The sequence below is a fragment of the Ectothiorhodospira marina genome (genome assembly GCF_900109495.1).
In the GTDB taxonomy this organism is placed as follows: domain Bacteria; phylum Pseudomonadota; class Gammaproteobacteria; order Ectothiorhodospirales; family Ectothiorhodospiraceae; genus Ectothiorhodospira; species Ectothiorhodospira marina.
The window spans coordinates 38,156-60,720 of sequence record NZ_FOAA01000010.1 but is presented as its reverse complement, the minus strand read 5'-3'; the positions used below and the strand labels follow the sequence as shown (position 1 = coordinate 60,720).

Below are 22,565 nucleotides of genomic sequence, written 5' to 3'. Positions count from 1 at the left end.
GAGATGCGATGAATCGATCCAAACGTATGGAACCCGTGGCCCGGTTGGCCGACACCCGACAGCAGACTGCTGCGCGTCAACTGGGGGATTGGCAGAAGGTCCTGGATGACCGCCTCGCCAGGCTGGATGAATTGAGCGGTTATCGCGATGAATATGCGCAGCGATTTGAATCCAGTACCTCCGTTCCCCTCAATGGCGTGGGCGTGCGTGACTACCGGTTATTCCTGTCACGACTCAACCAGGCCATTGATCAACAGATGAAGCTGGTGCAGGCGGCAAGGGCAGAGCTGGAGCGCAGCCGGGGTCAATGGGTGGAGGCCCGGGGGCGTACCGAAGCGATCAACCGTGTGGTTGAGCGATTTGAGCGCGAGGAGCGTTACGAGGTGGATCGGCGGGAACAGGCTGAGCAGGATGATCGCAATGTGAGACGCAAACCCGATTTTTAGATCGGCACGTTTATTGATTGTTAATTGGACAAGAGTGATCACCACATAGGTATCCCGTCATGGATATGCCCATCATGCAACTACCCCCGTCAACACGGGGCTCCGGGGAAGGCAGCCTGGCGCAGTTCGTCAAGGAATTGCCGCCTGAACTTCAGGAGGAACTGGTCGAGGGGGGAGACTTCTGGGAGAGTCTTTTACTGTATTTTCAGGATCTGGAGGCGGATTTACCGGGTGAGCTCGGCGGTCAGCTTCCGGAGGGGCTTGTGTTGCCGACTGATCTGGATGCCGACAAGCTCAGGGCCTTGATGGAGGAACAGGGCGAGGCCGATGCAGAGGGGCTTTTCGCCATGCTCCATGCTCTGAAGGGGGCGGAGGAGTTGCCTGAGTCCGGCCAGGTCTTGCCGCTCCCGGCAGCGGAACCGGGCAATCGGCCCAATCAACTGGTGTCGGCCATGGCACAGGTGTGGCGGGGTGGCGTCGAGGGTCAGGCACCGGCCCAAATGCAGATGCAGTCCATCGAATCCCTGCTGGCCCGTGCGACCTCCCAGGCGGAGGGGGCGGGCAAGGAGGGGCTGTCCGTCCAGTTGGCCGGGGATGTCTCGCTGGGCCTGCAGCCTGCATCTCAGCAACAGGGTCCACGAGTCATGGCCCTGGAGGTGCCCATGCCGCAACCCAATATGTCGCAGTCCAAATGGAATGAGGCAGTGGGCAACCGGGTGCTCTGGATGGTGAACCAGAATGTGCAGGGGGCCGAGTTGCGCCTGAACCCACCCCATCTGGGGCCGCTGGAGATCCGCGTGTCCATGGAGGGAGATCGCGCCAATGTGCAGTTTCTCGCGCCCCACGCGGCCACTCGGGATACCCTGGATGCTGCCATCCCTCGGCTGCGGGAGATGTTTGCCGAAAACGGTGTACAGCTCGGTGATGTGGATGTCTCGCACCGCGAAGGGGGCGAGGGTGGGCAGTCCCCTCAGGATGAGGGCCCGTCGGGCGGAGCGGCACGGGCAGAGGGCGCGTTCACGTCCGAGTCCCTGGAGGGCCCCGCCCCTGATCGGCAATCGGGCCTGCTGGACGCTTACGCCTGAACCCGGCTTGGGTGCCTGTCGGGAACCGATGCGCCCTGTGTTCCATGAACGGAAATGACGCCTGTCATCCATCAGGGACAGAGACGAAAGGAGAGTGAAAGGACATGTTGAGCAACGTTCGCATCGGTATCCGCTTGATGGTGGGGATTGCCCTGGTCCTTTTGGCTACCTTGGGACTGGTCATACCCGTGGCTCTCAATGCGATCAGCCAGATCACCGAACGCGCTCAGCTGCGGCAACTGGAGGATCTGTTCATGGCGTTGCAGACGTCCGTGGAGGAGACCAGTCTGCGGGCGCAGGCCCAGGCCGAAGTGGTGGCCAGTTCGCCGAACGTGCAACGGGCCTTTGCGGAGCGTGAGCGCGAGACATTAACCGAACTGACCCTGCCTGTCTTTGAGCGCATGCGCGATGAATATGATGCCGTCCAGTTCCAGTTTCTGACGGCGCCTGCCACCTCCTTTCTGCGTCTGCACATGCTGGAGCGTTACGGCGACGATCTGCGCAATATGCGGGAAACCGTGGTTCAGGCCAATCGTCAGGGGCGATCGGTGAGGGGACTCGAGCGCGGTGTCGCTGGCCTGGGTGTGCGTGGTGTCACTCCGGTTCGCCATCAGGGTGAACAGGTGGGGGTGGTGGAGTTCGGGTTGTCCTTTGGAGAGCCGTTTTTTCAGGATTTCACCGAGAAGTACGGTGTTCATGCGGCGTTGCATATTCGCGGTGAACGGGGTTTTGAGACGTTTGCCGGCACCATCGGTGGCCCGGATCGCCTCCGTGAGGATCATCTCGACCGGGTGATGGATGGCGAAAACCTTTTGCAAACCATCGAGCATCAGGGGCAAGCCGCCGCCATCTATGCAGGGTCGGTGGTGGATTTTGCGGGCCGGCCTGTCGGAGTGTTGGAGGTGATGATTGACCGCAGCGACTACGTGGCGCAGTACCGTCAGGCGCTGGGGCTCGTTCTGGGTATTGGTGCGTTGGTCATGCTGGGTGGACTGTTGGCGGCCTGGTTCATCGCCCGTGGCATTGTGGTACCCCTGAGACTCGCGGCACAGCGCATGGATGAGATTGCCCAGGGGGATGGTGACCTTACGCAGCGTCTGCCCGCCCAGGGGCGTGACGAACTGTCACAACTTTCCCAGTCCTTCAACGGTTTTGTAGACAAGATTCACCAGTTGGTGCGGCAGATTGTCGGTGCTGCCACTCAGGTGGCCGCGGCAGCGGAGCAGCTCTCAGCGACCACCGAGGCAACAGTCCAGCAGATCAAACGACAGCAAAGTGAATCGGATCAAGTGGCTACAGCGATGAATGAGATGGCCACCACGGTTCAGGATGTTGCTCGCAATGCTTCCGAGGCGGCCCAGGCAGCGACCGGTACGAATCAGGAGGCACATGCCGGCAATGCGGTGGTGGCCCGGACGATTGATGCCATCGAGACACTGGCTCAGGAGGTGGAGAACGCGGGGCGGGCGATTGAGCAGGTGTCTCATCAAAGTGACGAGATTGGCAAGGTGCTGGATGTGATTCGCGATGTGGCGGAACAGACCAATCTGTTGGCCCTGAACGCGGCCATTGAAGCGGCCCGAGCCGGTGAGCAGGGCCGTGGCTTCGCGGTGGTGGCCGATGAGGTGCGCACGCTGGCCAGTCGTACACAGGAGTCCACCAACGATATCCGTGGCATCATCGAGCGTCTCCAAGCGGGAACGCATGAGGCCGTACGGACCATGACAACCAGCCGTACCAAGGCGCGGGATAGTGTTGAGCAGGCGGCTTCGGCAGGCCAGAGCCTGCAGTCCATCAACCAGTCTGTGGGTAACATCAACGACATGAACGCGCAGATCGCCAGCGCTGCAGAGGAACAGTCTGCGGTCGCGGAGGAGATCAACCGCAATATCAACAATATCAGCCATGCCGTCGAGCAGACGGCAACCGGCTCGGACCAGATTGCCCGCGCCAGCGAGGAGCTGGCCCGCTTGGCAGCCGATCTGCAATCGTCGGTGGGCCGATTCAAGATCTGACCCTGCTCGCCTGAACGATCGGCCCAAAGGCTGGGCCATCCGCCATCATGCCTGCAGAAAGTTCGGTACTTCGTTAGACTCCCCCAGGTTTGACACGCCCCCTGCTTCTCCAGGAGCAGGGGGCGTCTTTGCGTTTGCGATATCTGTCAAAATTCTGGCGCAGCGTTTGGCGGGTTTATTTTAACGTATTGATTGAGAGTTGATTTTTGGGGGCTTCCTGCATGGCATATGCCTTGCATCAACTCCAGAAGAGGGAGACCATTCGATGGCCAAGAAACCTGAAAAAAGCAAGCTCGACCTGAATCCCAATGCCGGCAAAGGCGGTGGCAAGGGGGGCACCTTGAAACTGATCCTGATTGTGTTGTTGACCTTTGTGGTGGCCGCAGGCGTGGGAGGGGCTGCCGCTTGGTATTTCCTGGTCATGCCCGGGTCGAACGCCGCGGAGGAAGAGACCGTGATTCCCGAAGCCCAATACCTGCCGCTGGATCCACCCCTGGTGGTGAATTTCTCGGGTTCGGAGCGTATCCGGTTTGCCCAGGTGGGCATTGTGGTGATGGCGCGCAATGAAGACGTCTTTCAGGCAGTGGAAAGGCACATGCCGGTGATACGCAACAACCTGATGTTGTTGCTGAGCCAGAAGACGTATGACCAATTGGTCACCGCGGAAGGCAAGGAGATTTTACGCCAGGAAGTGCTGGAGGAAATTCGCAGCGTACTTGAGCAGCGCGGTGCGCCCGCGAACGTGGAAGCGATCTATTTCAATAACCTGGTGATGCAGTGAGGCTGGGCCATGCCGACCAATGATGTTCTTTCCCAGGACGAGATTGATGCCCTCTTGCACGGGGTCGATAGCGGGGCGGTGGAAACCGAGGAGGATTTCTTGGCCCATGATGGGGTGGCGCGTGGTTATGATCTGACCACCCAGGACCGCATCGTAAGGGGGCGGATGCCGACCCTGGACATGATCAACGAACGCTTCGCCCGGTATATGCGTATCGGTGTGTTTGAGCTGCTGCGCCGGTCCGCCGAGATTTCGGTGCTCGGATTGAAGATGATGAAGTTCGGTGAGTATGTCCACTCACTGTATCTGCCCACCAGCCTGAACATGGTTCGTGTCAAACCCTTGAGAGGGACAGCCCTGTTCGTGATTGATCCCAAGCTGGTCTTCATCCTGGTGGACAATTTTTTTGGTGGGGATGGACGTTACCCCGCCAAGATCGAAGGCCGGGAGTTCACGCCCACGGAACTGAGAGTGATCCGCATGCTGCTCGAGCAGGCTTTCAAGGATTACCAGCAGGCCTGGGCCCCGGTGATGGATCTGGAATTCGAATACAGCCGCTCGGAAGTCAATCCGCAGTTCGCCAATATCGTCAGTCCCACCGAAGTGGTCGTGGTCTGTTCCTTTCAGGTGGAACTGGATGGCGGTGGTGGGGAGTTCCACATCACCATGCCCTACGCAATGATCGAGCCGATCCGGGATCAGCTGGATACCGGCCTGCAAAGTGACCGCGCCGATGTGGATGATCGCTGGCCCAAGGCTCTTCGGGAAGAATTGAAAATGATCGAGGTGGAGATCAGCGCGACCCTGGCAGAGGCCGAGTTGACCGTGGCGGAGATGATCAACCTCAAGCCCGGTGACGTCATTCCCATCGAGATGCCTGAAAACATCATTCTCCGGGCAGAGGACGTGCCGGTCCTGCGGGGAGAGTTTGGCGTCTCCAATGGACTGAACGCCTTGAAGATTGCAGGGCAAGTGAAGCTCTCTAACTGATTATCAGGAGGCTACCATGAGTGAAAAGAACGATCAGGACAACGCGGCTGATGCCGAGGATCCCTGGGCTGCCGCTCTGGCGGAGCAGGCCGAAGCCGAGAGCAAGGAGCAGCCTGAGGGCAAGGAAGACGACCAGAATGCGCAGGATGATCTGGATCAGCTCCTGGCTGAACAGGAAGCCTCCATGAAGGACGCCGAGGAACAGAAAGCTGATGCCAAGGCGGCCAAAAAGGATGATTTCGAACATGCAGGTGAGAGCTCGGCGGCCATGGGGGCCAAGAAGGTCTCCCGGGCGGAGTTTGAGGATCTCATGGATGAATCCAAGAAAGGCAAAGGGGATCCGGACCTGAATCTGGACGTGATCCTGGACGTGCCGGTCACCATCTCCATGGAGATCGGCCGCACCAAGATACCCATCCGTAACCTCTTGCAATTGAACCAGGGGTCGGTGGTGGAACTGGACCGCCTGGCCGGTGAACCCCTGGATGTCATGGTCAACGGCACATTGGTGGCCCATGGCGAAGTGGTGGTGGTCAACGAGAAATTCGGCATTCGGCTCACTGATGTCATCAGCCCGGCGGAACGGGTGAGAAAGCTCAAGTGAGGTTCACCATGCGCACTGCAACACAAATCGTGATGGCCCTGGGGCTGCTGTGTCTGCCTTGGCTGCTGGCGGCCGAGGAGGCTCCCCGTGGCGCGCCGGGTCTGGGTATGACCGGCGACGGTGGCGCGTATTTACTGCAATTGGTGCTGGGCCTGATGGTGGTGGTGGTGGCCATTGTGGCGCTGGGCTTTGTGCTGCGCCGCATTCATGGTTTGTCCGGTGGACTCTCCAGTGAATTCCGTGTGCTTGGTAGTGTCTCGCTGGGTTCCCGGGAGCGCATGGTGCTGGTGCAGGTTGGTGATGTGCAGATGGTGGTGGGGGTGGCCCCGGGCCGCGTGCAGACGCTGCACGTGCTGGAGCGGCCCATTGAGGTGAACCCCGCGGCGGCCAAGGGCGCCGATCCCTCTTTCGCCCAGCGTTTGCGGACCGCCATGAGCGGTCAGGGGACGTCGTCATGAAACCCCGTGTCGGGTGGGCCCTGTGGTTGCCACTACTGGCCCTGTTGCCCCTGGATACGGCCCTGGCCCAGGCAGGATTCGACATCCTGACCGTGGAGCCTGACGCCAATGGTGGTGAGACCTATTCGGTCACCCTGCAGATCCTGATCCTGATGACCTTGATGAGCCTGCTGCCGGCGGCGCTCATCATGCTGACGTCCTTCACGCGCATCATCATCGTGCTGGGTATTCTGCGTCAGGGCATCGGTACCACCCAGACGCCTTCCAACCAGATCCTCATCGGTCTGGCGCTGTTTCTCACCTTCTTCATCATGGCGCCGGTCTTTCAGGCCGTGAATGAGGAGGCCATCCAGCCCTTCGTGGCAGAAGAAATCTCTCAGGAAGAGCTGGTGCAGCGGGCCTGGGGGCCCATGCGGGACTTCATGCTGGAGCAGACCCGGGAAACGGATATCGCCATGTTTGCCCGGATAGGCGGGTATGAGAGTTTCGAGACACCCGAGGATGTACCGTTCTCGGTGCTGGTGCCCTCATTCGTCACCAGTGAACTCAAGACCGCCTTCCAGATCGGCTTCCTGATCCTGATTCCGTTCCTGATCATAGACCTGGTGGTGGCCAGCGTGCTGATGTCCATGGGGATGATGATGCTCTCGCCACTGATCATCTCGTTGCCCTTCAAGATCATGCTGTTCGTGCTGGTGGACGGTTGGGCCCTGATCATGGGCACCCTGGCGACCAGTTTTTTTGCCTGAGAGGAGGCCGATATGACCCCCGAAACCGTCGTTGAAGTGGGCCAGGAAGCCATTATGACCATCATCATGCTCTCTGCCCCGGTACTTCTTGCCGGGCTGGGTATCGGGTTGTTCATCGGCATGATCCAGGCTGCCACCTCCATCCAGGAGATGACCCTGTCGTTCATTCCCAAGCTATTGGGCATGTTCGCCGCCTTGATCGTCTTTGGAAGCTGGATGCTGGATCTTCTGGTCAATTACGTGACCCGCCTCTACGACGCCATCCCCGGCCTGATCGGATAGGTGGCGGCCCCATGTTCAGTTTCACCGAAACCGAACTCATTGCCCTGGTCGCCGCTTTCGTATGGCCTTTCGTGCGCATCAGCGCCATGTTGCTGGCGGCCCCCATCTTTGGTGCAGGCACGGTCCCGGTCCGGATTCGTATCGTGCTGGCCCTGGTGTTGGCGCTGATGGTGGCCCCCCTGCTGCCCGAACCACCTTCCGTGTCGCCGTTCAGTCTGGAGGGGCTGGTGGTCACCGCCCAACAGGTGCTGATTGGCGTCACCATGGGTTTCATCATGCAGATGGTATTGAGTGCCCTGACCATGGCAGGTGAATCCATCGCCCTGTCCATGGGGCTGGGTTATGCCTCCATGGTGGATCCGGCAATGGGCGTTCAGGTACCGGTGGTGTCGCAGTTCTTCGTGATCATGGGCACTTTGATCTTTCTGGCGATGAATGGTCATCTGGTGATGCTGGAGATGATCGTGCGGAGCTTTGAGTTGATGCCGGTGGCGGTGGACGGCCTGAACCGGGTGGATATGTGGACCGTGGTGCAGTTCGGCTCGACCATGTATGTGGGGGCCCTGCTGGTGGGCCTGCCCATTGTGTCCGCCATGCTCATGGTCAATTTATCCATGGGAGTGATTACCCGTGCCTCGCCGCAGTTGAACATCTTTGCGGTGGGATTCCCCATGATGATCCTGTTGGGGTTCATTCTCATCATGTTCACGTTGCCCGCGCTCATCCCTCGAATCGAGGATCTGGCCATGGCGGCATTCACTGTGATCACACGGATGCTGGGGAGTTAGCTCATGGCTGAAAACGAGACTTCTCAGGAGAAAACCGAAGAACCCACCCCCAAACGTCTGCGTGATGCCCAGGATAAGGGGCAGGTGGCCAGTTCCAAGGAACTCAACACCACCTTGGTGTTGCTGGCGGGTTCGGGGACGCTGCTGATGCTCGGTGGCGACATGCTCAATCGGATTCAGGAACTGATCCGACGCAGCTTCATGGTGGATCGGGCGCGCATCTTTGATCCCGCCTTCATGTTGACAGCCCTTGAGCACCGCATTGCCGAAGCCCTGCTGGTGCTGGCACCCATGATGGTTATCCTGGTGGTGGCGGCCATCGTCGGGCCGGTGGTGATGGGAGGTGGGCGTTTCCGGCCCCAGGGCATGGCGCCCAAGCCGGATAAACTGAGCCCCATCAAGGGTATCAAACGGATCTTTGGCCCCCAGGGCGCCATGGAGCTGGGCAAGACTCTGGCGAAGTTTTCGCTGATCTCTGCCGTGGCCTCCTTGCTGTTGTGGACCCTCTCCGGACGCATCGTCGGCCTGGGCGCCCAAGACATGGTGCCAGGGGTGGTCCATGCCGGTTATCTGATTGCCTGGACCTTTGTGGTCTTGAGTGTCTCGATGATCCTGGTGACGATCATTGATGTGCCGTTTCAGATCTGGAATCACCAGCGGCAATTGCGCATGACCAAGCAGGAGGTCAAGGACGAGTTCAAGGAGACGGAAGGCAAGCCGGAGGTGAAGAGCAAGATCCGCCAGACACAGCAGGAAATCTCCCAGCGGCGCATGATGGGGGAGGTGCCCAAGGCGGATGTGGTGGTGACCAACCCCACCCACTATGCGGTGGCACTGAAGTATGACCAGTCAAAAATGGGCGCGCCCAGGGTGGTGGCCAGGGGCGTGGACGAAGTGGCTGCCGAGATCCGTCAGACGGCGCGGGTGCATCGGGTGCCCCTGTTCTCCGCGCCTCCGCTGGCACGAGCGCTATTTTTTAGCACGCGTCTGGATCAGGAGATCCCGGCGGGACTTTATGTGGCCGTGGCGCAGGTTCTGGCCTATGTCTATCAACTGCGTCATGCCCACCGCCAGGGAGCTGAAGAGCCGCCGCCGCCCGATGATCTGCCGGTGCCCAGTGAATTTCTCAAGCGCGATCCCACACGTGGGGAGGAACAGTAAATGAGTGCCCTGATGGAAGCCCTGCGCAGTATCCGGCAGTCGGGCCTGGGCGCGCCGATGCTGCTGATGGCGCTGCTGACGATGATGGTGATCCCGCTGCCGCCGTTGGCGCTGGATCTGCTGTTCACGTTCAATATCGCCCTGTCATTGGTGGTGATCATGGTGGCCGTTTACACGCCAAGGCCGCTGGAGTTTGCCGTTTTCCCCACGGTGCTGCTGTTGGCCACCCTGCTGCGTCTGGCCCTGAACGTGGCCTCGACCCGGGTGATCCTGCTGGAGGGCCATACCGGCACCGATGCGGCGGGCAATGTCATCGGGGCCTTTGGTGACTTCGTGGTGGGCGGCAACTACGCCGTTGGCCTGGTGGTCTTCGCCATCCTGGTGATCATCAACTTTGTGGTGGTGACCAAGGGCGCGGGGCGCGTCTCGGAGGTGAGTGCCCGTTTCACACTGGATGCCATGCCTGGCAAACAGATGGCCATCGATGCCGATCTCAATTCCGGGCTCATCTCCCAGGATGAGGCCCGCCGCCGACGCGAAGAGGTGTCTCAGGAGGCGGATTTCTATGGTTCCATGGATGGTGCCAGCAAGTTTGTGCGCGGTGATGCCATTGCCGGCATCCTGATCCTGTTTATCAATATCATTGGTGGACTGGTCATTGGCACCCTGCAGCAGGGCATGAGCGTGGGGGATGCCGCCACCAACTATATCCTGCTGACCATCGGTGATGGTCTCGTGGCGCAGATCCCATCGCTGTTGTTGTCCTCGGCCACGGCAATCATCGTTACACGCGTATCGACCGCCCAGGATATGGGCCAGCAGGTGCTCAGCCAGTTGTTTGGCGCACCACGGGCGCTGTATGTGGCAGCGGGCATTGTGGGGGCTTTGGGCATGGTGCCCGGCATGCCCAATATGGTCTTCCTGAGTCTGGCCCTGCTGATGGCGACGAGTGGGTACTTCATGATGCAGCGACGCAAGGCGCTGGAGTTGGCCCAGGCCGACGAACTGGAAACCGAAGCACCGCCGCCGAGCCCGGAGATGAAGGAACTCACCTGGGACGATGTCCCTCCCGTGGATCTGGTCGGGCTGGAGGTGGGCTATCGCCTGATCCCCCTGGTCGATCGCTCCCAGGGAGGGCAGCTCATGGGGCGTATCAAGGGCGTGCGTCGCAAGCTATCCCAGGAACTGGGCTTTCTCATTCAGCCGGTGCACATCCGTGACAATCTGGATCTGGGTCCCAATCACTATCGCATCACCCTGATGGGGGTGACGGTGGGGGAGGGCGAAGTCTTCACTGACCGGGAGATGGCGATCAATCCCGGGCAGGTCTTCGGCGAGGTGAAAGGCACACCCACCAAGGATCCCACCTTCGGTCTGGATGCCCTGTGGATCGATCCCGCGCAGCGGGAAGAGGCCCAGGGACTGGGCTACACCGTGGTGGATGCCGGGACGGTGGTGGCGACCCATCTGTCACAGATCCTCAGGGATCATGCACATGAGTTGCTGGGTCATGAGGAGGTGCAGCACCTCCTGGATACCCTGGGCAAGCATTCGCCCAAGCTGGTGGAGAACCTGGTGCCCAAGACCCTGAACCTGGGCGTGGTGCTCAAGGTCATGCAGAACCTGTTGGCGGAACAGATCCCCATTCGTGACATGCGCACGATCGCCGAAACCTTGGCGGAGCATGGTCCGCGCAGTCAGGATCCCGACGTTCTGACGGCGGCCGTGCGGGTGTCGCTGTCCCGTTCCATCGTGCAGAACATCATCGGAACGGCCTCGGAGTTGCCTTTGCTGGCCATTGATCCTTCGTTGGAACAGATTTTGCAGAAGTCTTCGCAAGGGGCCTCGGGAGCGGGGTTGGGCATCGAGCCGGGGCTGGCTGAACGCCTGCAACGCTCCATCGCCGAGGCCTCCAAGCGCCAGGAAATGTCCGGAGAACCCTCCGTCCTGGTGGTCTCGCCCGACATCCGGCCCTGGATGGCCCGCTGGTTACGCAGTGCTGTACGGGGGCTGAATGTACTGGCCTACACCGAGATACCGGATAACAAGCAGATCCGGGTGGTGGCCACCGTGGGACGGGAAGAGACCTGACGGGTGAAATGCAGACCGGCCTGGGTCATGTGCCGGGGTCGGGATAAAACGGATAACGGGTATCGACATGAAGATTAAACGCTATTTTGCACCCGACATGCGCCAGGCGATTCGTCAGGTGCGTGACAGCCAGGGTCCGGATGCGGTGATCCTCTCAAGTCGCAGCGTGGACGGAGGGATCGAACTGATCGCCGCCATCGATTACGACGAGGACCTGGTGACGGAGATGGCGGATCAGGCAGGTCATGAGGAAGATCCGCGGGCTGCCTCGGGATCTGAATCCTCGCCGCGGGACGATGGGCTCGAGGAGGACCTGCTCTCGTTGAGTGTCGATACGACCTCGACGCCTCGAGGGCGGACCACCCCCTCGCGTCATGGAGACTCCTGGGCCCGTAGACCTCGGGATACGGACTCCCCCGGGAACACGATGGAGTCGTCGGGTGATGACCCCTTGAGCGCGATGATGACACCTCTGGTTGAGCCGCCGGCCAAGGCCAAGGGCCGTCCCTCCCGCAAGACGGAGGCGGGTCCGGCCAAGGCCGGGACAGCAGCTCAGGGTGACCCCGAGGATGCTGCCTTCAAGGCCATGCGCAAGGAAATTCAGGGTTTGCGCGGGTTGTTGCAGGAGCAGCTTTCGGTACTGATGGATCAGGAATTTGCCCGTTCCGAGCCCTGGCGTGCCGCCATTGTTCAGCGCCTGGCCTCCATGGGGGTGGATCACGAAGTCGCCAGGACAGTGGCCAGTGCAGTGGAGTTGGATGAGGCTCCTGGTGCCGGTCGGTTCGAGCCCGTGGAGGGCTGGTCCGAGGCCCTGCGCCAGTTGGCGGCCCTGCTGCCCATCGCGGACGATGATCTGCTGGATCACAATGGTATCATTGCCTTTGTGGGTCCCAGCGGCGTGGGTAAGACCACAACGCTGGCCAAACTGGCGGCGCTGGTCAGCCTGCGGCACGGGCAGGAGTCCATCGCGATCATCACCACCGATGTCTATCGTCTGGGCGCTCATCGTCAGTTGCAGACCATCGGTCAGTTACTGGGAGTGACCGTTCATCTGGCGCAGACAGAGCAGCAACTCAAGGATATGCTTAGGCGGGTGAAGTCCAAAAGGCTTGTATTGATCGACACGACCGGAACCAATCAGCGTGACAAGGACATGCTCGATGAGCTTGCCCGGGTGACGTCGACGTCTGCTGCCCGGGTGATGCTGGTCATGGCGGCCAACGTGCAAAAGGCAGTGGTGGACGAGACCCTGAGCGGATTCAGCGGGTTGCAGCCCCAGGGTTGCATCTTGACCAAGATGGATGAAGCCGCCAGCCTGGGCGAGGTGTTGTCCGCCCTGATCTCATCCCGGCTGCCGCTTAATTTCATCAGTGCAGGCCAGAGGATCCCCGAGGATTTGCTGGCCGCCAGTGCCCCGCGGCTGGTTCAGATGGCGGCGGCGGCGCTTGAGGCCCCGGAGAGGTATTCCGAGCGTCGGCCTCGTTCCCTGTCGCGGGCACGGCAATCGCACGTGACCCCGCGTCCTGACAGTGTCAACGATCTTAGCGCCAGGTTTACCCATGCCTTCACCCAGTGAGAATCAAAGCAGCGCCTCGGGGCGTCGGGATACGTCCCGGCCGGTTCGGGTGATTGCCGTGTCCAGCGGCAAGGGGGGGGTGGGCAAGACCAATGTGTCGGTGAACCTGTGTGCCGCCATGGCGCGTGCAGGCAAGCACGTCATGCTCATGGATGCGGACCTGGGGCTGGCCAATGTGGATCTGCTGTTGGGGTTGCAGCCCAAGAGGAATCTGTCTCACGTACTGGAGGGACATTGTTCTCTGGACGAGGTGGTGGTGGAGGGCCCCAACGGTATACTGATTGTGCCGGCAGCTTCGGGTATCGCCGATATGGCTGACCTGGGTCGCGCTCAGCATGTAGGCATCATCCATGCCTTCAGTGAACTCACTCACCCGCTGGATGTGTTGGTGGTGGATACCGCCGCCGGTCTCCATGACAGCGTGACCAGTTTCTGTCGGGCCGCCCATGAGGTGTTGGTGGTGGTCTGTGATGAACCGGCTTCCATCACGGATGCCTATGCACTGATCAAGGTCCTGTATCGGGACCACGGGGTGATGCGGTTTCGCATCCTGGCCAACATGGTGCGCAATGAGCAGGAAGACGAGGGGCGGAGTCTGTTCCGCAAACTGGTCGCCGTCTGTGACCGTTTTCTCGACGATGTCATGCTCGACTATGTGGGCTCGATTCCTTACGACGATTATCTTCGCAAGGCGGTGCAACGTCGTCAGTCCGTGGTTGAGGCCTTTCCTTCATCACCGGCTGCTCGATCCTTCAGGGCCTTGCCCTCGCGCATTGAGCAGTGGCCCATGCCGCGGGGGGCCCGGGGGGGGATCGAATTTTTCGTGGAACGTCTGATCAATACCGATCAGAGTGACCTGGAGCCAGCGCCATAAGCGGTCTTGCCATGTATGCCAGCCAACAGTTGGACCCCAATACCCTGGTGGATGAGCATGTCACCTTGGTGAAGCGTATTGCCTATCACCTGCTGGCGCGCCTGCCTTCCAATGTTCAGGTCGATGATCTGATTCAGTCAGGCATTATCGGCCTGCTGGAGGCTGCCCGTCAGTATGATCCATCCCAGGGTGCCAGTTTCGAGACCTATGCCGGTATCCGCATTCGCGGCGCCATGCTGGATGAGGTCCGTCGCAGTGACTGGACGCCCCGTTCCGTCCATCGACACTCGCGACGGATCAGCGAGGTGATCCGTCAGATCGAGAATCGGGAGGGACGGGAGGCCTCGGCGGCGGAGATTGCGGAGGCGCTCGGTGTGGACATGACCACCTATCAGGATATGCTCCGCGATGCAGTCTCAAGCCGGGTGCTGGGCTTTGACGACCTGGGGGATGCGGATTCCTCGGTAGACAACCTGCTGACCTCCGATGGGCCGGATCCCCTGATGGATCTGACGCGAACCGATTTCAAGAAGGCCCTGGTGGACAACATCGGCGAGTTGCCGGAACGGGAAAGACTCGTGTTGTCCCTGTATTATGACGAGGAATTGAACCTGCGAGAGATTGGCCAGGTGTTGGGGGTCAGCGAATCCCGGGTTTGCCAACTCCATGGTCAGGCGCTGATGCGACTGAAGGCACGCATGGGCGACTGGGTAGGGGATGGCGTCCGGGTCTGAGACGCCCTCAAGGCTGCCGAAGTCTGGAACACGTATTCATTCTGCGCGGTGGACGCGCAGCTAACGATTTGCGCATCACTGGAGGTTTTTGTGGATAAGAATATGAAGATCCTCATTGTGGATGACTTTTCCACAATGCGTCGCATCATCAAGAACTTGCTGCGGGATCTTGGGTACAACAACACCTCCGAGGCGGATGACGGACATACGGCGTTACCCATGCTGCAAAATGGTAACTTCGATTTTCTGGTCACCGATTGGAACATGCCCATCATGCCCGGTATTGATCTGCTACGGGCGGTCCGGGCGGATCCCCGCATCAAGGACATGCCGGTGCTCATGGTGACCGCGGAAGCCAAGCGTGAACAGATCGTGGAGGCGGCCCAGGCGGGCGTGAACGGCTACATCGTCAAGCCGTTCACGGCCGAAACCCTGCGGGAAAAGATCGACAGGATCTTCGAACGCCTCGAGCAAAACGGTTGATCATTCCCCATGGATACTCGCCAAGACAGTGACAAAGAGGCCCTGTTCAGGAAGGAACAACTGGAACGGGCCCGGGAACTGGTTCAGATGATGGAAGCCGGTCACGAAGACAAGGCCGGCCATCTGATCGAGGAACTGGGCCGCATGCACGAGAGCATGCTGTTCCAGGAACTGGGCAAACTGACCCGTGATCTGCATGAGGCGCTTAACAGCTTCCGCCTGGATACTCGCCTGTCTGAACTCACTCATCAGGACATTCCCGATGCCAAGGAGCGTCTGAACTACGTGGTGGCCATGACCGAGCAGGCGGCCCACCGTACGCTCAATGCAGTGGAGGACAACCTGCCCGTGGCCGAGTCGCTGGCCAGTCGAGCCGGAGAGTTGGGTGGGGAATGGGCGCGCTTTCGCCAGCGCGAGATGTCCCTTGAGGAATTCAGACAGGTGAGCCAGCAATTGAGCGATTTTCTCGCGGATACGGAGCGGGATGCGGAGAAGCTGCGCAAGGGGCTGTCCGAAGTGCTCATGGCCCAGGATTTTCAGGATCTGACCGGTCAGGTGATTCGCCGGGTCATGACCCTGGTGCAGGACCTGGAGGATAACCTAGTTGGGCTTGTCAAGGTTTCAGGACAGCGACTTACCAAACCCGACAGTGACAGGAAGTCGGCAGATCCCGGTGACAATACCGGTCCCGCCAGTGCCGGGACCGGACCGGCGGTCTCAGGGACTTCCGACAAGGGAGAAGTGGTCAGCGGGCAGGATGATGTGGACGATCTGCTCTCCAGCCTGGGCTTTTGAACGGTTCCAAGGGCCCACACCCCGGGTGTATGCCCATTTCAGAATTCCCGGAGTTGGCCGCCAACCTGGGAGTGAGAAGGGCATCCGCACGACGCGCGAGAACAAGGCATGACTCTGGACACCGACGACGAAATCCTGAACGACTTTCTCATTGAGGCCAGCGAGATCCTGGACGCCCTCGGTGAGCAGTTGGTGCAGTTGGAGCGAACGCCTGAAGATAAGGATCTGCTGAACTCCGTCTTTCGGAGTTTTCACACCATCAAGGGCGGCGCGGGGTTCCTGAACCTGGAGAACCTGGTCAAGATCTGTCACCGCGCCGAGGATGTATTCAATCTGTTGCGCCAGGGACAGCGACGTGCCGACAGCAACCTGATGGATATCATCCTGCAGGTGCTGGATGTCCTCAATCGGATGTTCGATGAGTTGCGCGCTGGTCAGATGCCCGAACCGGCACCTGATCACCTGCTGGCAGCCCTGGAGCCCCTGACCTATCCCGAGGGGGAAGAGCCGGCACATCTGTCACCCCCTGCCGCTGCAGCGCCTGAGGTGATCGCCGAGCCAGAACCTGCCCCGGCGGAGCCAGCCCCGCAGGACGCAAATGCGGCTGATGGGGATATCACTGACGAGGAGTTCGAGGCGCTCCTGGACGCCATGCAGGAAGGTAAGGACAACGGAGGGTCCGGAACGGCCACGGGGGGGGGTGTCCCGCCGAAAGCATCCGCCACCCAAGGATCTGATCAAGGCAGCGATGAGATCACGGACGCAGAGTTCGAGCAGTTACTGGACGAACTTCAGGGCAAGGGCGGCCAGCCGGACGGGCCAGCCGCCGTGCCGACGACTGGCAAGGGCGGGGATGATCTGATCTCCGAGGACGAATTCGAGAATTTGCTGGATCAGTTGCATGGCAAGGGCCAGAGCCCTCAATCCGGGCAACCGCCGGGCAGTCAGTCAGATCAGGCCGGGGCCCAGGCGGCCAGGTCCGTGCCACCGGCCAAGGCGGCCTCCGGTGGCGACAGCACTCCGCCGCCCGCGGCTGCGCCAGCGCCAGCCAAAGCGGCGCCCCCGGAGACTTCAGTGCGGGTGGATACCAAGCGCCTGGATGACATCATGAACCTGGTGGGTGAGTTGGTCCTGGTGCGCAACCGCCTGGCCACGCTGCGCTCACGCATGAAGGATGAGCAGGTCTCCAAGGCGGTGACCAACCTGGACGTGGTGACCGCGGACCTGCAGGCGGCCGTCATGAAAACCCGGATGCAACCCATCAAGAAGGTGTTTGGTCGTTTCCCCCGGGTGGTCCGTGATCTGGCGCGTACGCTCAAGAAAGAGATCAACCTGGAGCTGGAGGGAGAGGATACCGATCTGGACAAGAATCTGGTGGAGGCGCTGGCCGATCCTCTGGTGCATCTGGTACGCAATGCGGTTGACCATGGCATCGAGTCTCCCGATGAGCGCGAGGCGGTGGGCAAGCCACGGGCTGGCCGGGTTGTTCTGTCGGCCAACCAGGAAGGGGACCATATCCTGCTGACCATCTCTGATGACGGCAAGGGCATGGATCCCGACGTGTTGCGGGCGAAGGCCGTCGAGAAGGGTATGATGGATGAGGACGCAGCCGGGCGCCTGACGGATCATGATGCCTTCAACCTGATCTTCAGGGCGGGCTTTTCCACCAAGACGGAGATCTCCGACGTCTCGGGTCGCGGCGTGGGCATGGATGTGGTCAAGACCCGCATCGCCCAACTCAACGGTCGCGTGGAGATCACCTCGGCACCGGGGCAGGGCAGCACGCTCAGTATCCGCCTGCCCCTGACCCTGGCCATCCTGCCCACGTTGATGGTGGTGCTGGGCAAGCAGCGTTTTGCATTGCCGCTGGCCAATGTCAGCGAGATCTTTGATCTGGATCTGTCGCGCACCAACCGAGTGGATGACCAGGAGGTCATCATGGTGCGCAACCGTTCCTTGCCGCTTTACTACCTGCGGCGCTGGCTGATCTCCGGCGACGCGCCTGCTGGAGAGGGTGTGGGGCATGTGGTGGTGGTCTTTGCGGGTAACCAGCGTGTGGGGTTCGTGGTGGATAGCCTCATCGGTCAGGAAGAAGTGGTGATCAAGCCACTGGGGAATGTCCTGCATGGAGTGCCCGGTCTGGCCGGGGCCACCATCACCGGCGATGGGGGGATTGCCCTGATCCTGGATGTGCCCGGTCTGTTGAAAAGTTACGCCCGGCGTTTGTGAATGTCGGGTTCTTCTGTAGCATTGCGGCCCGCTGGATGGGCTCATGGATAACGGAGGCAGTGAATGGCGGTTCGCGTTCTGGTGGTGGATGATTCCGGCTTCTTCCGGCGTCGCATCGTGGATATCCTGAATGCGGATCCGTCTCTTGAGGTGGTGGGTACGGCCAGCAATGGCCAGGAAGCCATCGATCAGGTGGTTGCCCTCAAGCCCGATGTGGTGACCATGGATATCGAGATGCCGGTGATGGATGGCATCACGGCGGTGCGACGTATCATGGCGCGCCAGCCCACGGCCATTCTCATGTTTTCGTCGCTCACCTTTGAGGGGGCCAAGGCCACCCTGGATGCGCTGGAAGCCGGTGCCGTGGATTTTCTGCCCAAGCGTTTTGAGGATATTGCCCGCGATCAGCAGGAGGCCCGGGATGTCCTCTGTCGTCGGGTGCGTGCCATTGGCCGCCGCGCATCTGTCAGATCAGGACGCGACCTGGGTGCCCGCGCCCCAGCGCCAGCGCCACGGTCGGCGCCCGCCCCGACGGCGCGACAGGGGGTTCCCCCGCCCGCCACAACAACAGCCCGTACAGCACCCCGGGGAAGCGGTGACCGGGCGCCACCGGTGCTGAGCGATTTCAAGGTGGTCTTGATTGGCACCTCAACGGGGGGGCCCCTGGCGTTGCAGAAGGTGCTTGCGGCCCTGCCGGCCCATTTTCCACTCCCCTTGCTGCTGGTGCAGCATATGCCGGCCAGTTTTACGCCGGCCTTTGCGCAGCGTCTGGATCAACTCTGCAAAATCCGTGTCAAGGAGGCGGAGGATGGTGATGCCCTGCAGCCAGGGCTGGCCTTGCTTGCCCCTGGGGGGCAACAGATGCAGGTGGAGTGTCGGGGCGGGCAATCACGGGTGCGAATCACCGAGAGTGCGGCCGATCAGCATTATCGGCCCTGCGTGGACGTCACCTTCAATTCCGCGGCTGCCTGTTTCCGCGGCGATGCCCTGGCCATCGTGATGACCGGCATGGGGGCGGATGGTCGTGAAGGTGCCCGCTTGTTGAAGCGGTGCGGTTCCACGGTCTGGGCACAGGACGAGGCCACCTGCGTGGTCTATGGGATGCCCGCGGCGATAGCCGAGGCGGGATTGGCGGACCGGATATTACCTTTGCCCCAGATTGGCAAGTTGTTGGCGGAGGCCAGTTGATATCATGGATATCCTCACCCTCATCGGTGTAATGCTTGCCCTGGTGGCGCTGCTGGGGGGGACCATTGCCAAGGGCAGTGGTCTGGCTGCCTTGTGGAACGCGGCAGCATTCATCATCGTGATCCTGGGTACGATTGCGGCGGCCCTGGTGCAGACCCGTCCAGCGGTGTTCATGCGCGCCTTTCGCATTCTTCCCTGGGTGTTCGTGCAGCCACGGCTCGAGCCCGAGGCGACAATCGAGAAGATCGTCAATTGGAGCCAGGTGGCCCGCAAGGAAGGCTTGCTGGGCCTGGAGTCCCTCGCTGAGGAAGAGACGGATGTGTTTGCCAGGAAGGGCCTGCAACTGCTGGTGGATGGCACGGAACCAGACAATATTCGCACGATCCTCGAGGTGGAAATGGGCACCAAGGAGGACTTCGATACCCAGGCGGCCAAGGTGTTCGAGAGCATGGGCATCTACGCACCCACCATGGGCATTATCGGGGCGGTCATGGGCCTGATGGCCGTGATGCAGAATCTTTCGGATCCGAGTCGGCTGGGATCCGGTATTGCCGCGGCCTTCGTTGCTACAATCTATGGTATCGCTTCGGCCAATCTGTTCTTTCTCCCCATGAGTAACAAGCTCAAGACCACGGTTCAGAATCAGACTGCCCACCGGGAAATGATCGTGGAGGGCATCATCTCCATCGCGGAAGGAGAGAATCCACGTAATATCGAGACCAAGCTGCAAGGTTATCTGCAGCGCTAGGGCCTTGAGAAAATTGCTTTTATGCCGATATTGACACTATGGCCAGACGCCGCAAAAAACATGAGGACCACGTGAATCACGAGGCATGGGCCATTCCCTATGCGGATCTGCTCGTGCTGTTGTTGGCCTTTTTTGTGGTGATGTACGCCATTTCCTCGGTGAACGAGGGTAAATATCGGGTGTTGTCGGAATCTCTCGTGAATGCCTTCGGCGCCCCCCCTCGGGCTGTGGACCCGATTCAGGTGGGTGAGCCTGTCCGTTCACCACGCCCCGCGATTCTCGAGACCCCACCGTTGACCGCCCCCATCGAAATGCCGGAGATGACCCGCAGCCTGGAATCCATGCTGGCGGATGTGGATGTGGAGGGTCTTGCGGAGGCCGTGGCCGGGATCAATTTCATGGCCGATGAAATCAGTGAGGCCATGCGACCCTTGATCGAGGCCGGAATGATCGACGTGGGGCGGGATCGTTTGTGGATCGAGGTCCAGATCAATACCAGCATCCTGTTTACCAGCGGCAGTGCGGACCTGGCCGTGGAGGCCATACCGGTGCTGGAAACGCTGGCCGGGATCCTCAGTCGTTTCCCGGTGCGTGTCCATGTGGAAGGGCATACGGATAATGTTCCCATCAGCAGTCCCGTGTATCCGTCCAACTGGGAGCTTTCTTCCGGACGGGCGGCGACAGTGGTGAACTTGCTGGCGCGCAATGGCCTGGACCCGGACCAGATGGCCGCCATCGGTTTTGGTGAATATCGACCCATTGCCACCAATGAGACGCCGGAGGGTCGGCGGGAAAACCGGCGAGTGACCATCGTCATCCTGGCCGGTCAGCGCCCGCGTGCCGAGGATGGGGATCCGCCCGAGATGCTCAGGGAGGACATGGAGATGTTGCTGGAGCGGCGTCGCGTGAGTCCGGAGGGGTTCTGATGAGTACCGTGACCTGGGCTGTAGCCAATCAAAAGGGCGGTGTGGGGAAGACCACGACCACCGTGACCCTGGGGGGGCTTCTTGCTTTGCGGGGACACGACACCCTGCTGGTGGATCTGGATCCCCATGGTTCCCTGACAGCCTATTTCGGCTTCGATCCCGAAGGCGCCACCGGGGGTGTCTACAGCCTTTATCAGCGTTCTGCCGAGCGCAAGCCGCTGGATGCCTATGCCGCCGTGCGCCAGACCCGCTATGAGCACCTGTACGTGATGCCGGCATCCACGGCTCAGGCCACCTTGGACCGGCAGCTGGGGACTCGTGAAGGAATGGGATTGGTCATCAAGCGTGCCATTGCCAGCATGCAGGATCGCTTTGATTTCGTGCTGCTGGACTGTCCACCCATGCTTGGCGTATTGATGGTGAATGCGCTGGCGGCCTGTGACCGATTGTTGATCCCCGTACAGACGGAGTTTCTTGCCATTCGCGGCCTCGATCGCATGCTCCATACCCTGCAAATGGTCCAGAAGTCACGCAAACAGCCCCTGGAGTACCTGGTAGTGCCCACTTTATTTGATCGCCGCACGCGGGCCTCCACCCAGGCACTCTGGGAATTGCGGGATCAATACCGCGATTGCCTGTGGCCCGGTGTGATCACCGTGGACACCAAGTTCCGCGAGGCCAGCGTGGCCGGAGAGCCCCTGCCCGTGATGATGCCCGAGGCGCGGGGGAGTCAGGCCTATGCACGATTGCTGGACTGGTTGCTCAATTCCGTCAGCCACTACCAGCAGAAGGCCGTGTCATGAAGGAGCGTTCCCAGAAAACCCTGGTCGTGGAAGAGCAGCAGGCCCTGACTGCCTATCTGGACGGACTGCTCCAGGAGATTGCCCTCGACGAGGTAGACTCCGAGCCCACAGACGTCAGGGTGGAAGCGCCCCCCCGGGTGATGACCCGGGCGAAGCTGGTATCCGTGCCTGATGTGCCTCCTCCGGTGCCTGCTGTCCAGGTTGCCTCGCGGCAAGCCATGCCCCCTGACTGGGCCCATGGCGCCTTCCAGTGTCTGCTGTTCCGGCTGGCTGGATTGCCGCTGTCGGTGCCTTTGATCAAGCTCAACGGCATCATGGAAATGCCCGAGAAGATTACGCCCATGCCAGGTCATAGTCCGCTGTTCATGGGGCTGGTGAATCGTCACGGGCGCAAGGTGAAGGTGGTGGACATTACCCAATTGGTGATGCCCCGGGACCGGATTCCCGAGCGTGCCCCCCCGCGCAATCTCATCCTGATTGATGACGCTCGATGGGGGCTGGCCTGCGACAGGGTTGAAGAAACCCTGACCGTCACGGCGGATCAGGTACGCTGGCGATCGGCTCAGGGCAAGAGGCCCTGGTTGGCGGGCACCATGATCCAGCATCTGTGTGCCATCCTGGATGTCGATTATCTGGCGTCTTCCCTGGAAGACGGCAACTGGGGTTGAGCACTCAACGGATTCAGAATCACCTGACAGGCTGCTGTGTTGGTGGGTTCCGGGCAGGCGTCGGAACCGGCAGCTTCAGGTCACGTAAAAA

At 60.7% G+C, this 22,565-nt stretch carries 23 protein-coding genes; all 23 read left to right on the top strand.

The window, feature by feature from the left end; translation table 11 throughout:
- Positions 1-8 precede the first annotated feature (8 nt).
- The 23 genes from fliJ to BMY52_RS09565 all read left to right on the top strand — a co-directional run bounded on the left by fliJ (position 9) and on the right by BMY52_RS09565 (position 22,474).
- Entirely contained in the window at positions 9-446 is a 438-nt protein-coding gene (fliJ, locus tag BMY52_RS09675; protein ID WP_238626678.1) for a flagellar export protein FliJ, read from the top strand.
- 59 nt (positions 447-505) lie between these two features.
- Entirely contained in the window at positions 506-1,531 is a 1,026-nt protein-coding gene (locus BMY52_RS09670; protein ID WP_090253853.1) for a flagellar hook-length control protein FliK, read from the top strand.
- A 104-nt stretch (positions 1,532-1,635) separates the two neighbouring features.
- Positions 1,636-3,546, top strand: coding sequence for a methyl-accepting chemotaxis protein (locus BMY52_RS09665; protein ID WP_090253851.1), 1,911 nt, complete (start codon positions 1,636-1,638; stop codon positions 3,544-3,546).
- Positions 3,547-3,811: 265 nt separating this feature from the next.
- Positions 3,812-4,327, top strand: coding sequence for a flagellar basal body-associated FliL family protein (locus BMY52_RS09660; protein ID WP_090253850.1), 516 nt, complete (start codon positions 3,812-3,814; stop codon positions 4,325-4,327).
- Between the two features lie 9 nt (positions 4,328-4,336).
- A complete protein-coding gene (fliM, locus tag BMY52_RS09655) occupies positions 4,337-5,317 on the top strand; it encodes a flagellar motor switch protein FliM (RefSeq protein ID WP_090253848.1) in 981 nt (326 codons plus the stop codon).
- A 16-nt stretch (positions 5,318-5,333) separates the two neighbouring features.
- The gene (fliN, locus tag BMY52_RS09650) at positions 5,334-5,921 is read left to right on the top strand and encodes a flagellar motor switch protein FliN (protein ID WP_090253846.1); all 588 of its coding nucleotides are present in this window, start codon (positions 5,334-5,336) and stop codon (positions 5,919-5,921) included.
- A gap of 8 nt (positions 5,922-5,929) precedes the next feature.
- On the top strand, positions 5,930-6,379 hold the full coding sequence (fliO, locus tag BMY52_RS09645) for a flagellar biosynthetic protein FliO (RefSeq protein WP_218140418.1): 450 nt from the start codon (positions 5,930-5,932) through the stop codon (positions 6,377-6,379).
- Positions 6,376-7,128 carry a flagellar type III secretion system pore protein FliP gene (gene fliP, locus BMY52_RS09640; RefSeq protein ID WP_090253844.1) on the top strand — a complete coding sequence of 251 codons (753 nt, stop codon included), beginning with the start codon at positions 6,376-6,378 and terminating at the stop codon, positions 7,126-7,128. Before fliO ends, fliP begins: the two co-directional genes overlap by 4 nt.
- A gap of 12 nt (positions 7,129-7,140) precedes the next feature.
- Positions 7,141-7,410 (top strand): flagellar biosynthesis protein FliQ, encoded by a 270-nt coding sequence (gene fliQ, locus BMY52_RS09635; RefSeq protein ID WP_090253843.1) that lies wholly within the window; start codon positions 7,141-7,143, stop codon positions 7,408-7,410.
- An 11-nt stretch (positions 7,411-7,421) separates the two neighbouring features.
- Positions 7,422-8,198, top strand: coding sequence for a flagellar biosynthetic protein FliR (gene fliR, locus BMY52_RS09630; RefSeq protein WP_090253841.1), 777 nt, complete (start codon positions 7,422-7,424; stop codon positions 8,196-8,198).
- Positions 8,199-8,201: 3 nt separating this feature from the next.
- Positions 8,202-9,359 carry a flagellar biosynthesis protein FlhB gene (gene flhB, locus BMY52_RS09625; protein ID WP_090253840.1) on the top strand — a complete coding sequence of 386 codons (1,158 nt, stop codon included), beginning with the start codon at positions 8,202-8,204 and terminating at the stop codon, positions 9,357-9,359.
- Positions 9,360-11,450, top strand: a complete 2,091-nt coding sequence (flhA, locus tag BMY52_RS09620; protein WP_090253838.1) for a flagellar biosynthesis protein FlhA — start codon at positions 9,360-9,362, stop codon at positions 11,448-11,450. It abuts the gene before it with no gap.
- Between the two features lie 67 nt (positions 11,451-11,517).
- The gene (flhF, locus tag BMY52_RS09615; RefSeq protein ID WP_090253836.1) at positions 11,518-13,026 is read left to right on the top strand and encodes a flagellar biosynthesis GTPase FlhF; all 1,509 of its coding nucleotides are present in this window, start codon (positions 11,518-11,520) and stop codon (positions 13,024-13,026) included.
- Positions 13,010-13,900: a MinD/ParA family protein gene (locus BMY52_RS09610; protein ID WP_090253834.1), complete on the top strand. Its 891-nt coding sequence runs from the start codon at positions 13,010-13,012 to the stop codon at positions 13,898-13,900. The genes flhF and BMY52_RS09610 overlap by 17 nt, the downstream gene beginning before the upstream one ends.
- Before the next feature lie 11 nt (positions 13,901-13,911).
- Complete coding sequence (locus BMY52_RS09605) at positions 13,912-14,634, top strand: RNA polymerase sigma factor FliA (protein WP_177169925.1); 723 nt, start codon at positions 13,912-13,914, stop codon at positions 14,632-14,634.
- Between the two features lie 102 nt (positions 14,635-14,736).
- Complete coding sequence (locus BMY52_RS09600; RefSeq protein ID WP_063465161.1) at positions 14,737-15,117, top strand: chemotaxis response regulator CheY; 381 nt, start codon at positions 14,737-14,739, stop codon at positions 15,115-15,117.
- Positions 15,118-15,126: 9 nt separating this feature from the next.
- Positions 15,127-15,912 (top strand): protein phosphatase CheZ, encoded by a 786-nt coding sequence (locus tag BMY52_RS09595; RefSeq protein ID WP_090253829.1) that lies wholly within the window; start codon positions 15,127-15,129, stop codon positions 15,910-15,912.
- A gap of 108 nt (positions 15,913-16,020) precedes the next feature.
- A complete protein-coding gene (locus BMY52_RS09590) occupies positions 16,021-18,141 on the top strand; it encodes a chemotaxis protein CheA (protein WP_090253827.1) in 2,121 nt (706 codons plus the stop codon).
- 63 nt (positions 18,142-18,204) lie between these two features.
- Positions 18,205-19,329 (top strand): protein-glutamate methylesterase/protein-glutamine glutaminase, encoded by a 1,125-nt coding sequence (locus BMY52_RS09585; RefSeq protein WP_090253826.1) that lies wholly within the window; start codon positions 18,205-18,207, stop codon positions 19,327-19,329.
- 4 nt (positions 19,330-19,333) lie between these two features.
- The gene (locus BMY52_RS09580) at positions 19,334-20,077 is read left to right on the top strand and encodes a flagellar motor protein (RefSeq protein ID WP_090253824.1); all 744 of its coding nucleotides are present in this window, start codon (positions 19,334-19,336) and stop codon (positions 20,075-20,077) included.
- 38 nt (positions 20,078-20,115) lie between these two features.
- The gene (gene motD / locus BMY52_RS09575; protein WP_090253821.1) at positions 20,116-21,003 is read left to right on the top strand and encodes a flagellar motor protein MotD; all 888 of its coding nucleotides are present in this window, start codon (positions 20,116-20,118) and stop codon (positions 21,001-21,003) included.
- Positions 21,003-21,806, top strand: a complete 804-nt coding sequence (locus BMY52_RS09570) for a ParA family protein (protein WP_090253820.1) — start codon at positions 21,003-21,005, stop codon at positions 21,804-21,806. Before motD ends, BMY52_RS09570 begins: the two co-directional genes overlap by 1 nt.
- Positions 21,803-22,474: a chemotaxis protein CheW gene (locus BMY52_RS09565; protein ID WP_090253818.1), complete on the top strand. Its 672-nt coding sequence runs from the start codon at positions 21,803-21,805 to the stop codon at positions 22,472-22,474. The genes BMY52_RS09570 and BMY52_RS09565 overlap by 4 nt, the downstream gene beginning before the upstream one ends.
- Positions 22,475-22,565: the final 91 nt, after the last annotated feature.